This is a genomic window from Streptomyces sp. B1I3 (genome assembly GCF_030816615.1).
GTDB lineage: Bacteria > Actinomycetota > Actinomycetes > Streptomycetales > Streptomycetaceae > Streptomyces.
This window is the reverse complement of record NZ_JAUSYD010000001.1, coordinates 4,983,895-4,996,239: the sequence shown is the minus strand read 5'-3', so window position 1 is coordinate 4,996,239 and position 12,345 is coordinate 4,983,895. Positions and strand designations below refer to the sequence as shown.

At 72.3% G+C, this 12,345-nt stretch carries 6 protein-coding genes; 3 read left to right on the top strand and 3 right to left on the bottom strand.

The genetic code is table 11. From position 1 onward, the window contains the following. The first annotated feature begins 4 nt into the window (after positions 1–4). The 3 genes from QFZ58_RS22840 to QFZ58_RS22830 all read left to right on the top strand — a co-directional run bounded on the left by QFZ58_RS22840 (position 5) and on the right by QFZ58_RS22830 (position 4,733). Positions 5–1,396, top strand: coding sequence for a carbohydrate ABC transporter permease (locus QFZ58_RS22840; protein WP_307126762.1), 1,392 nt, complete (start codon positions 5–7; stop codon positions 1,394–1,396). Continuing rightward, on the top strand, positions 1,393–2,325 hold the full coding sequence (locus QFZ58_RS22835; protein ID WP_373428576.1) for a carbohydrate ABC transporter permease: 933 nt from the start codon (positions 1,393–1,395) through the stop codon (positions 2,323–2,325). The genes QFZ58_RS22840 and QFZ58_RS22835 overlap by 4 nt, the downstream gene beginning before the upstream one ends. Positions 2,326–2,498: 173 nt before the next feature. Next, positions 2,499–4,733: a bifunctional glycosyltransferase family 2 protein/CDP-glycerol:glycerophosphate glycerophosphotransferase gene (locus QFZ58_RS22830; protein WP_307126761.1), complete on the top strand. Its 2,235-nt coding sequence runs from the start codon at positions 2,499–2,501 to the stop codon at positions 4,731–4,733. 118 nt (positions 4,734–4,851) lie between these two features. On the opposite strand, the gene QFZ58_RS22825 is transcribed toward QFZ58_RS22830, so the two are convergent. From QFZ58_RS22825 to QFZ58_RS22815, 3 genes are read right to left on the bottom strand one after another with little or no spacing between them, the layout of a single operon-like run. After that, positions 4,852–6,009: a glycosyltransferase gene (locus QFZ58_RS22825; RefSeq protein WP_307126760.1), complete on the bottom strand. Its 1,158-nt coding sequence runs from the start codon at positions 6,007–6,009 to the stop codon at positions 4,852–4,854. Continuing rightward, the gene (locus QFZ58_RS22820; protein ID WP_307126759.1) at positions 6,006–8,858 is read right to left on the bottom strand and encodes a CDP-glycerol:glycerophosphate glycerophosphotransferase; all 2,853 of its coding nucleotides are present in this window, start codon (positions 8,856–8,858) and stop codon (positions 6,006–6,008) included. The genes QFZ58_RS22825 and QFZ58_RS22820 overlap by 4 nt, the downstream gene beginning before the upstream one ends. Next, complete coding sequence (locus QFZ58_RS22815; RefSeq protein ID WP_307126758.1) at positions 8,855–12,316, bottom strand: bifunctional glycosyltransferase/CDP-glycerol:glycerophosphate glycerophosphotransferase; 3,462 nt, start codon at positions 12,314–12,316, stop codon at positions 8,855–8,857. Before QFZ58_RS22815 ends, QFZ58_RS22820 begins: the two co-directional genes overlap by 4 nt. Between the last annotated feature and the right edge of the window lie 29 nt (positions 12,317–12,345).

Here is a 12,345-nt window from a genome sequence, read left to right as displayed (position 1 = left end):
CGGGATGACCACAGCGACCGCGGGGGGCTCCGCAGAGGTACCCCCCGCCGACAGGCAACCCGGCAGGCAGCCCGGCGGGCGCGGGCCAGGGCCCGGGCGTTCACGGCGGAGCGTGACCGGCACCCGGAGGGCCATCGCGGCGGCGTTCCTGCTGCCGGCCCTCGTGCTGCTCGGCGCTCTCGTCGTCTATCCGATCGTGTACTCCGTCTACCGGTCGTTCTTCGACCAGGCGGGCACGGGCTTCGCCGGCCTCGACAACTACAAGGCGCTGTTCACCGACGACACCATCCGCACGGCGGTCAGGAACAACGCGGTCTGGGTGGTCTTCGCACCGACGATCTCCACCGCGCTGGGCCTGATCTTCGCGGTGCTGACCGAGCGGATCCGCTGGGGCACGGCGTTCAAGCTGATCGTCTTCATGCCGATGGCGATCTCCATGCTCGCCGCGGGCATCATCTTCCGGCTGGTGTACGACCAGGCGCCGGAACGCGGGGTCGCCAACGCGGTGGCGGTGGGCGTGCACGACACCTTCGCCGCCTCCTCGGCGTTCCCCAAGGCGCACCCCTTGCCCGTCCACCCGCTGAAGGCGGGCGGCAGCGGTTCGTTCGTCACCAAGGAGCCGGTACGGGCCGGTGAACCGGTGCTGCTGCCGCTGGTCGGGGTGGCGCCCGCGAAGATGCCGGACGACGCGGTGCCCGCCAAGGCCGCGTCCGCCTCCGGTGAGGGCGTCACGGGCACCGCCTGGCTCGACTTCACCAAGGGCGGGGGCGGCAGGCCCAACGTCGTCGACCCCTCGGAGCTCGGCCTCAAGGGCATCGAGGTCGAGGCCGTCAAGGACGGCAAGGTCATCGCGTCGGCGACGGCGGGCGCCGACGGCGTCTTCACGCTGCCCGCGTCCGCCGACGGCGCCGAACTACGGCTGCCCGCCGCCAACTTCCGGGAGCCGTACAACGGCGTCGACTGGCTCGGGCCGTCCCTGGTGACCCCCGGGATCATCGGCAGCTACGTCTGGATGTGGGCGGGCTTCGCGATGGTCCTCATCGCGGCGGGCCTCGCGGGCCTGCCGCGCGAACTCCTCGAAGCGGCCCGGGTCGACGGAGCGAACGAGTGGCAGGTGTTCCGCCGGATCACGGTCCCGATGCTGGCACCCGTCCTGGCGGTGGTGCTCGTCACCCTGATGATCAACGTCCTGAAGATCTTCGACCTGGTCTTCATCATCGCTCCGGGCTCCTCGCAGGACGACGCGAACGTCCTGGCGCTGCAGCTGTACCGGTCCTCCTTCGGGACGGACGCGAACCTCGGGGTCGGCAGCGCCATCGCCGTACTCCTCCTGCTGCTGGTGATCCCGGTGATGTTGTTCAACATCCGCCGGATACGGAAGGAGGGGCGGCGGTGACCACGAACGAAGCCGCACAGACGGCACCCGTCCCGGAGGCGGTACGCACGACGCCCCCACCCCCGGACGCACAGGCCCGGCAGTCCCTGGGCTCCCGGCTCGCGGCACGGGCCGGCGGCGGTGTGATGCGGGTCTTCCTCGTCCTGGTGGCCCTGTTCTGGCTGATGCCGACCATCGGACTGCTGCTCTCCTCGCTGCGCGGGTCCGACGACATCGCGGCGACCGGCTGGTGGAAGGTCTTCACGGCTCCTTCCGAGCTCACCTTCGACAACTACCAGCGGCTGCTGGACAACTCGGTCATCACCGACTCGCTGCTCAGCACCGTACTGATCACCGTCCCGGCCACCTTCCTGGTGGTGGTGATCGGCTCGTTCGCCGGATACGCCTTCGCCTGGATGGAGTTCCCCGGCCGCGACTGGTGGTTCCTGCTGGTGGTCGGCCTGCTGGTCGTCCCCGTGCAGGTCGCCCTGATCCCCGTCTCCAAGCTCTTCGGCACCATCGGGATCTTCGAGACGACCTTCGGCGTGATCATGTTCCACACGGCGTTCGGCCTGCCGTTCGCCATCTTCCTGCTGCGGAACTTCTTCGCCGAGATCCCACGCGAACTCCTGGAGGCCGCCCGGCTGGACGGCGCGGGCGAGATCCGGCTGTTCACACGGGTCGTCATGCCGCTGGGCGGGCCCGCGATCGCCTCACTCGGGATCTTCCAGTTCCTCTGGGTGTGGAACGACATGCTGGTCGCGCTGATCTTCGCCGACTCGGAGTCCCCGCCGATCACGGTGGCCCTGCAGCAGCAGGTCCGGCAGTTCGGCAACAACATCGACGTCCTGGCGCCCGGCGCCTTCGTCTCGATGGTGATTCCGCTGGCCGTGTTCTTCGCCTTCCAGCGGCAGTTCGTCTCCGGCGTCATGGCCGGCGCGGTCAAGTAGGAGGGGAGCCGGCGACAGCACAGACGTTCGTCAACCCCAGGGGCGGCCCGTTCACTCGCGAACGGGCCGCCCTACCTGGTATTTCCCCCGAATGCCACGTCCGCCGTAACCATGTCACTCCATCGGCCGTTTGCGGGCCACCTGCCCGCCCGCGAGCGCCCCCTGGATGTGTTGTGCCCCGGTTCAGTGTCATCGTGCCCGCGTACCGGGTCCAGGCGTACCTGCACGCGTGTCTCGACTCCGTGCTGGACCAGTCGTACAAGGACTACGAAATCATCGTGGTCGACGACTGTTCGCCGGACGCCTGCGGCCCGATCGCCGACGAGTACGCCGCCCGTGACCCCCGGGTCAGCGCCGTACACCTCCCGCACAACGCCGGTCTCGGACCCGCCCGGAACGCCGGCGTGGCCAGGGCGAGCGGTGACTACCTGCTCTTCCTGGACGGTGACGACACCTTCACCCCCGAGGCGCTGCAGACCATCGCCGACCGCCTGGACGCGACCGGCGGACCCGACGTCCTGGTCTACGACTACGCCCGTACGTACTGGTCGGGCGGGGTTGTACGCAACACCTTCGCCGAACACCTCGCGGAGACCGGCCCCGCCTCCTTCCGGCTGGCACAGCGCCCCGAACTGCTCAAGGTCCTCATGGTCGTCTGGAACAAGGCGTACCGCCGTGAGTTCATCGAGGCCGAGGGCTTCACCTTCCCGCCCGGCTACTACGAGGACACCCCCTGGACCTATCCGGTCCTGATGGCCGCCGGATCGATCGCCGTACTGGACGCGGTCTGCGTCGGATACCGCCAGCGGCGCCGGGGGAACATCCTGTCCACCACCACCCGCCGGCACTTCGACGTGTTCGACCAGTACGACCGCGTCTTCGCCTTCATCGGCTCCCGACCCGAACTCGCCGTATGGCGGCCGGTGATGTTCCGCCGCATGCTCGACCACTTCTCGACGATCTACACCTCCCGGGGCCGGCTCCCGCGCGGAACCCGGGCCGAGTTCTTCCGCCGCGCCCGCGCCCACTGCCGCCGCTACCGCACCCCCGGCGCCCCCGTCCCGTGCCGTACCCGGCTGCGGCACGCGCTGTTCCGGCTGGGCGCCCATCGCACGTACCGCACCCTGTGGGCCGGGCAGCAGCTCCGCGGCCGGCTGCGCGGCCGGTACACCGCCCTGCGCCGTGCGGTGCGCGGAGCGGTCCTCCAGGTGCACTACCGCGTCCAGCTACGGCTGCCGGTACGCCCCGCCGAAGCCGTGTTCGCCGCCTACTGGCACCGCGGCTACACGTGCAGCCCCGCAGCCCTGGAGGCCACCGCCCGCGCCCTGGTACCCGGTCTGCGCACCTCCTGGATCTGCCGCCCCGAGGACGCGCACACGGTGCCGTCGGCCACGCGCGTGCTGCATCCGGGGACGTACGCGTACTGGACGGCCCTGGCACGCTCCAAGTACCTGGTGAACAACGTGAACTTCGACCGCAGGCTGGTCAAGAGACGTGATCAGGTGTTCCTCCAGACCCATCACGGCACCCCGCTGAAGACCATGGGCACCGACCTGGTGCACCGTCCGGCGGCCGCCGGCGCCATGGACTTCGGGCAGCTGCTGCGCAACGTCGACAAGTGGGACTACTCGCTCTCCGCCAACCAGCACTCGACGCTCGTGTGGGAGCGGACCTACCCCTCCGGATACACCACGCTGGAGTACGGCAGCCCCCGCAACGACGCCTTCCACCGCACGCCTCAGGCCGAGATCGCACGGCTGCGCGAGCACCTGGCCGTGCCGGCCGGCCGCACCGCCCTGCTCTACGCGCCGACCCACCGCGACTACCGGCGCGATCCGCACCGCCCTCTGGACCTGGAACGGCTCGTCCGTGTCCTGGGTCCGCGCTACGTGATCCTGACCCGCTCCCACTACCTCGACGCGGCGGCCCGTGCGGGCGTCCCCCGTCCCTCGCACCCGCAGATCATCGACGTCACCGGCCACCCGTCCGTCGAGGAACTCTGTCTCGCCTCGGACGCGCTGATCACGGACTACTCGTCGCTGATGTTCGACTACGTCAACCTGGACCGGCCGGTCGTGCTCCACCTCCCCGACCGGGAGGCCTACGAAGCGGCCCGGGGGACCTACTTCGACCTGGAGGCGTTCCCTCCCGGCGCCGTGGCCCGCGACCAGGACGAGCTGCACGAGATCTTCTCCACGGACCACTGGCGCGGCCCCCGCTCCGCGCAGCGCCGGGCCGCGTTCCGTGCCCGCTTCTGCCCGTACGACGACGGGCACGCGGCGGAGCGGGTCGTCCGCCGGGTCTTCCTCGGCGAGACCTCGGGGCTGCCCCTGCCCGCACCGCTCAAGGACCGGGGCACCGCGGGAGTACCCCGGCAGGTGCCGGTACGGGAGTACACCAACGGGTGAGAGCGGACGTCCCGGGCCGAAGAAACGCGGAGCAGGGGCAGCGACGCGGTCCGGGGGGTGCGGGTGCGGGTCGCCCCCCGCGCCCGGCACCCAGCACCCGGCACCCGGCACCCAGCGCTCAGCGCTCCAGGAAGGCGAACAGGTCCTCCCAGCGGTCCATGATCTCCTCCTCGGAGAACCGCTGGACGGCGATCCGCGCCCGGTCCCCCATCGCGTCCCGCATCCGGGGGTTGCCGGTGAGCCGCAGGACCCGGTCGGCGAGCGCGCCGATGTCTCCGGCGGGTGCCAGCAGTCCGTCCTCGCCGTCGCGCACGATCTCCCGCACGCCCGGCGCGCAGTCGAACGCGGCACACGGCACCCCGCTCGCCATGGCCTCCAGCAGCGCGAGGGGGAAGCCCTCGCCGCGTGAGGACTGGACGAAGACGGAGGACGCCGCGAGCGCTCCGGGGACGTCGTCCGTGCGGCCCCTCCACCGGACCGACCCGTCCAGCCCCAGGTCCGTGCACTGTGCCCTGAGGCTCGCCTCGTCCTCGCCGGCCCCGTACACGTCCAGACGCCAGTCGGGTCGCTGCGGGGCCACCAGCGCCCAGGCGTCCAGGAGCATGTCGATGCCCTTCTGGTCGGTGAGCCGGCCGATGCTCGCGACCACCTTCTCCCGCCGGGGCGAGGGCACATCGGGCAGCGCGGCCAGGGCGTTGGGCATGGAACCGACGTTGTTCATCCCGTCGCCCGCCCAGATGTCGGCGTCCTCCTCGGTGAGGACCAGCCAGCGGTCGAGCCCCTTGTAGTGGTTCCTGATCCAGCGGTATCGGTGGCTCGCCCTGGAGTAGGCGTAGGACTCGTGGCTCATCCCGATCACCCGCAGGCCGGACGTGTCCGCCTCGCCGACCCACTCCATCGCCCAGACCTGGCTGACGATCACCACCCCGCCGGGCCGCGCCGTGCGGAAGATCTCCGAGAGCCGTTCGACGGCACACCGCTTCTCCGCCACGCGTGCCGCCTCACGCCGCCTGGCCGTGAGCCGGAGGCGGTCCCGCGCCCCCTTGGGGGACCACGGGGTCGGCGGGTGGGCCGGGTACAGCGCCGTGACGGGGTAACCGGGCGGTTCGGGCAGGGCCATCTTCAGTTCGGACGCGTGGACGCCGATGACGTGCACCCGGTGGCCCCGCTCCCGCAGCAGCCGCGCGGTCCGGTGCGTCCAGCCCGTCACACCCCCGAGTTCGTCCGTGCTGTTGGAGACGATGAACACGTCACGGACCTCACGGCTGCGGCTCATCGGCCGGCCTCCCCGGTACGGGCCCTACGGGCCGGGACGATGTGCCGGGCGAAGACGGTGTCGACGACCGCACGGGCCGCGTCCCCCCGGTCGTAGCCGCCGAACTCCTCGGCGAAGGCGGTGCGCCGCTCCTGGAAGCCGGTGTCCGCGCTCTTCAGCCGGGCCAGCACGGCGAAGAGCTCGTCCTCGGTCCCGACGACCGGCCCGGGAGCCTTCTCCCGCAGGTCGAAGTAGCTGCCACGGTCGGCGGCGTACGCGTCGAGGTCGGGGGCGAACAGGACGATCGGGCGGTCCAGGAGCGCGTAGTCGAACATGATCGACGAGTAGTCGGTGACGAGGACGTCGGCGAGCGCGAGCAGTTCGCTGACGTCGTGGTGGCCCGAGACGTCCACGACCGTGCCGGGTGGGCACACGGGCAGGCTCGCCGCCTCCAGGTAGTGGGCCCGCACCAGCAGCGTGTAATCGTCGCCGAAGCGCTCCGCGAAGCGTGCGGCGTCCAGCAGCAGCGGCCGTCGCCGGCGCCTGCCGGGAACGGCGCGGAACGTCGGCGCGTACAGCACGACCTTGCGGTGGTCGGGCAGTCCGAGCTCCGCCGCGAGTGGCGGCCGTGGCAGACGTCCCTCCGTCTCGTCCCTGGCACGCGCCGCGACCAGGGCGTCGTTGCGCGGGTATCCCGTGCGCAGCAGGGACTCCTCCGGAAGCCGGTAGGCGCGGGCCAGCGTGCGTACGTCGTGCTCGGAGCGGACCAGGAAGTGGTCGAAACGCTGCACGGCCCGCCGGAGCCGCTCGCGCTGCGGGGCGTTCTGCATCCGCACCCGCGTCTCGTCGAAGCCCATGCGCTTGTACGCCGACCCGTGCCAGGTCTGCAGGTAGGTGGTGCCGGACGGCTTGCGCAGGTGCTGGGGGAAGCCCTGGTTGTCGACCCAGTACTCGGCCCGGGCGAGAGCCCACAGATACCGCCAGGACCATCGGCGTACGAGCCGCGCGTCTGACGGGAAGCCGTCCGGGGAGTTCTCGTACGACCAGACGCAGTGCAAGGGCAGGCCCCTGCGGCGCACCTCCTCGTGCACGGCCCGGGGGCTGTCGCCGTAACACCTGCCCATGTGGCTCTCGAAGACCACGGAGCCCTTGCGGACGGGCAGCCGGAGGAGCCAGGAGTGGTAGACGGAGACCTTGTGGCCCCGGGCGTGCAGCCTGCCCACGCCCGTGCGCAGGGCCCGCAGCAGGGTTCTGGCCCGGCGGGCGGGGCGGAAGTGGGTGGCGTAGTGGACGAGCCGCCGGGCCGTGCGTGCGGGACGCCCGCGGGCTTCGAGCCGGAGCGCCAGGTGGTCCTTGAGCGTGACGTAGGGCTGCCAGGTGTCCCCGGCCGTCCGGCCCAGCCGGGGCAGGGCGGGTGAACGGTCCGCCGGACCGACCAGGTCGTGGGCGGCGAACAGGTCGCTGACCGAGCGGGTGCGGCCGTCCTCCACCACCATGCGGGCGTCCCACACGGTGTCGCGGGCGCCGATCGGGCGCAGCCCACGGGTCAGGTGGATCCGGGCGTGCCAGGCGATCCCGGTGGCGTCGCGCCGTACGTCGTCGACGGGGAAGCGGAACGTGCGGGAGCCGTCCCGCACCCGGAACTCCAGGTGGGCGGTCAGGGGCCGGTCCGGGTCGGGGCCGGTGTGGGCGGGCAGGACGAGCCGGCCCGCCAGCAGGACCCGGCCGCCGCCGGCCTCGTAGCGGGTGAGGCGGTTCATCAGCCTCAGCTCGCCGAACGTGCGGTGCTGGTGGCCGAGTTCGGTGACGTCCAGGGCCGGATCGGGGCCGCCCTGCCAGTACACCCGCCCGTCCTCGCCCAGGCTGAGCGGCGCGGCCACGGTGCCCCGCCTGCGCAGCGCGTACGCCGCCGTGAGCACCCCGTCCGGGTCGCCACGCTCAAGCAGCCGGACACCGACGCGCTCCACGGGTGGGAGGGTCAGGAGCGCCTCCTCCGGGACGCAGTCCGGCAGCACCCGGACGGCCGTCGCGGTGATCCGGTCACGCTCGGCGGCGGGGAGCTGCACGAACGTGCGCACGAGGGGCACGAGGTGGTCCCTCAGGAAGGCGCGCTCCCGCTCCTCACGCAGGCCGGTCAGGCCCTGCGCCACCAGGACGTGGCACACCCGCCGGTGGGCCTCCACCAGGCCGGCGAGGTCGCGTCCGCCGTCGGGCAGGGCCCGCCCGGAGACGATCCTTCGGCGTACGAGCGCGATCCTGCCGACCACGGCCGCGGCGAGGGGGCCGAAGAAGATCTCGCTGTGGGCGAGGTCCTCGTCGTAGCGCAGACCGTGCCGCTCCAGCGCCTCGCGTCGCAGGCAGAAGCCGGTCACCAGCGCGTCGTGCACGACCAGTTCGGGAGCCTCGGCGTACCGGGCGACGGCCCGGGAACGGGCGATCAGCGCCTGCTGCCAGTGGGGTTCCTGCTCCTTGGCCCCTTCCCCGGTCAGCCGGCTCCAGCGCCCGGCGACCAGATCGGCGCCGGTGCGCGCCCCGGCCTCCCACAGGTTGCGGCAGGCATGGCGCTGCAGGCGTTCGCCCTCGCCGAGGACGAGGACGTACGTGCCGAGGGCAGCGTCCAGCCCGGTGTTGCGGAGGACGGCGACAGCCCTCGCCGGCGCGTCCGGGGTGAGGACGCGCACCCGGTCGGGAGCCTGCCCGGCGAGCGACTCGGCCACCGCGCGGAGGGCGGCGTCCCCGTCGGCGGGCAGGACGACGAGGGCCTCGACGGCGCGCAGGGACTGGTCGAGCACGGTCTCCACGGAGGCCCGCAGGGCGGCCTCCCCACCCGGGGCGGCGGTGATCACACAGCTGAAGCCGGGGACGCTCATGCCCGCGCCCCCTTCAGCATCCGGTCCACGACCTGCGCCGCCGCCGTACCGTCGTCGAGATCGCAGAAGGACGCACGGAAGCGGTCGTACGCCTCGCGGTGGGCGGCGGTCGCGGCCCCCGGGTCGCGCAGCGCCTCGACGACGCCCTGCGACGTGGGGACGAGGGGGCCGGGCGCGAGGTTCTCGAAGTCGAAGCAGAAGCCGCGCAGGGTGTCGCGGTAGTGCTCCAGGTCGTAGGTGTGGAAGAGCATCGGGCGGCCGGTCTGGGCGAAGTCGAACATCAGGGAGGAGTAGTCGGTGACCAGCACATCGCTGATCAGCATCAGCTCGGCGACGTCCGGGTAGCGCGACACGTCACGGACGAAGCCGGTCTCGGGGATGCTGCCGCCGACCAGGTAGTGGCGGCGCACCAACAGGACGTGGTCGTCCCCGAGCTCCTTCTCCGCGTGGTCCAGGTCCAGTTGGAGATCGAGCCCGTACCGGCCGCTCTGTTTGGGCCGGTCCTCGCGCCAGGTGGGGGCGTACAGCACCACCCGTCTGCCGTCGGGCACGCCCAGCGCCTCCCGTACGGCGACGGCCGCCTTCGCCCGTTCGGGGGCGAACAGCAGGTCGTTGCGCGGGTAGCCGCACTCCAGCACCTCACCCGTGTGCCCGAAGGCGCGGCGCAGGACGGGGGTGGAGAAGGTGTTCGGTGAGACCAGCACGCTCCACTGGGCGGCGCGCCGCGGCATGGACGCCATGTAGGCGGCGTCGGCGCACGGGCTGCCCTCAAGGTCGCGGCCGATGCGCTTGAGCGGGGTGCCGTGCCAGGTCTGGACGACGAACTGGCCGTCCGCCCGCTCGAACCAGTCCGGCAGCTGCGTGTTGGTGACGATCCAGCGGCTGCGGGCCAGGGCCTCGTGCCACTCGGCGCTGTGCAGGGCGACGGCACGGACCCCGGCGGGTACGGCGGCCTGCTGGTCGCGCACCACCCAGAGGTGCTCGACGCCGGTGTCGCGGCGGGCCAGCTCCTCGTGGACGGCACGGGGCGAGTCGGAGTACTGCCGCCCGTCGAAGCTGGAGTACAGCACGGCGTCGCGCAGCCCCCGGGTCCGCGCGGTGGCGTACCCCTCGCGCAGCCGGCTCTGTCCGTACGCGCCCCGGTCCCGCAGGGGCAGGGCGCTGCCGGACTCCAGGCTCAACCGGTCGTGGAAACGCCGCTCCAGGGTGAAGCGGCGCCCACCCGACTCCCGGTGCACCGGAAGCCCGGAGTGGAGCTGGGGCACCGCACGCAACGGCAGGTAGCGCTCCGGGTCCCTCTCGCCCCGCTCACGCAGGAAGGGGTACCAGCGGCCCTCCGCGAGGGGCAGAACACCGCCCGTCCCGTCGACGGCCGCCGGGGTCGGCACCGTACGGAACGCGGCCCCCGTGCGCTCCACCGGGAAGGCGGCCTCCTCCTGGTGGCCGGCGTGGCGCAGCACGAGTTCGACCGGGCGGCCGGATGTCGCCGGGAAGGTCCCTTCCAGGGTGAGGTCACCGTCCTGCGGCCACGAGACCCGTACGACGACGGGCTGCACGACCCGGTCGATGAGGACGAGGTCGCCGGAGGGGTTGGCCGCGGCGTACAGCTCGCGGCCCCCGGCCAGCGGGTACCGCCCGGCCTCGGTCTCCGGGCGGGCCGCGACCGTCAGCGGGCGGCCCGCACCCACGAGCTGGACGCCCCAGTCACCGTCGGAGCACCGGAACGTGTCCAGCGGCACGTCGGCGACGACGGTGCGGCCGTCCGCGCCCTCGTCCGCCGCCAGGGGGAACTCCCGGGTCTCCTTCGTGCGCCACTCCAGGAGGCGCAGGGCCCTCAGGGCCGTCGGCGGCTCCCCGCCCAGGACGCGCACCGCGATCCGTACCGCGTTCCCGTTTCCGTCCTCCGCGCGGGCCGGCGCGTGTCCGGCCAGTACCGCGTCGATCCGCTCGGCGCGCAGCTCCAGCTTGTTGCCGCTGAGCACGGGCACGATCCGGTTGCGCTCGTCGACGTACCGCACCGCGGGCGCTGCCGGGTTGCCCAGCAGCCGCATCGGGCCCCGGCGCGGCCGGCCACCGGCGAGGACGACGGACTCCAGCTTCCAGACCGTGCGGGCACCCCGGGTGGTGAGCCGGCGGGGGTCCACCACGGTCTCGAAACCGGACCGCTCGTAGCGGTGCAGGGTCCTGCCCGACCTGGCGGCCGCCTCGTCCGTCACCGTCCTGCGCATCCGGAGCGGGATCAGCTTCCTTCCCGCCCTCAGCCAGCCGGTACCGGCCGACCTGCCCGGGGCGTTGCGGACGTACGCGTACCCCTTGAGGTGCAGCTTCCCGTCCCGCCAGACGGCCTCGGTGAGGTGCGCGTGCACCGGGAGGTCCGCGTCGGACAGGGCGGTGACCCGGTGCGGCAGGGGCCCCTCCACGCCCGGGTACTGCGCCCTCGGGCGCAGCAGGCCCCGGACGTGGAAGGTGTCCCGGCCCTCGGACTCGTGGGCGAGGAGCGCGAGGAGCTCGGCCGTCCTGCGCTCGCGGATGAGCTGCCACTTGACCCGCAGGTGCACGGGCAGCCCGGCGAGAACGGCCGGTTCGACGGTGTCGGCGAAGGCGTTGGCATGGGTGAGGAAGGCCTCGTGGAAGTCGGCGTCGCCGTCCGGGAGCGCCTCGATGAACAGCCACAGGTCGCCGGAGAGCGCGTGCTCGTCGTAGCGCCTCCGGGCCTCCGTCATGCCGCGCTCGGCCAGGAACCGGCTGACCGTGGTCACCGCTGTGACGCGGTCGCGGATACCGCGGGCCACTGCCCGCCGGGTGGTGATCGAGCCGTCCCTGTCCCGCCAGTGGTAGACGGGCTCCTCGACGACGTCGACGCTCCGGGCGAGGAAGTGCGCGGGGAGGACGACGGAGATGTCCTCGTACAGGACCCCGGTCGGGAACGCGAAGGCGTGCTGGTCCCAGAAGGACCTGCGGAAGACCTTGTTGCAGGCGATGCGGTCGCCGAGGAGGATCCAGTCCCGGGTGACGTGGGTGGCCCTTCGGTGGGTCTCCATCGGCCTGCGGAACATCGGGGACTGCTCGAGTGCGCCGTTCGCCCGGAGCCGCAGGACGTTGCCGGTCGCGAAGTCGGATCCCGACGCGTCGAGTTCGGCCAGCATCCTCGTGTAGGCCCCGGCCGGTACGACGTCGTCGCTGTCGACGAACGTCAGGAACCGCCCGTCGGGATGGGCCTGTCCGGCGCCCGCGTTGCGTGCGGCGCCGAGTCCTGCGTTCTCCTGCCGGATCAGCCGGAACCGCGTGTCCCTGCGGGCGAACTCCATGGCCACGCAGGCGCTGTCGTCCGTCGATCCGTCGTCGACCATGACGACTTCCAGGTCGGTCATGGTCTGTGCGGCCAGCGACTCCAGGCAGGCTCCGAGGTACTCCTCGACGTTGTAGAGCGGGACGACGACGGTGAGACGGGGTGCCATGCGCTGCGCACGATCCTTCCGGGCGGACT

What these genes read in the sequence shown, in the direction of transcription:
- QFZ58_RS22815 (WP_307126758.1), bottom strand. Translation starts at nt 12,316, where the DNA reads ATGGCACCCCGTCTCACCGTCGTCGTCCCGCTCTACAACGTCGAGGAG.
- QFZ58_RS22825 (WP_307126760.1), bottom strand. Translation starts at nt 6,009, where the DNA reads ATGAGCCGCAGCCGTGAGGTCCGTGACGTGTTCATCGTCTCCAACAGC.
- QFZ58_RS22840 (WP_307126762.1), top strand. Translation starts at nt 5, where the DNA reads ATGACCACAGCGACCGCGGGGGGCTCCGCAGAGGTACCCCCCGCCGAC.
- QFZ58_RS22820 (WP_307126759.1), bottom strand. Translation starts at nt 8,858, where the DNA reads ATGAGCGTCCCCGGCTTCAGCTGTGTGATCACCGCCGCCCCGGGTGGG.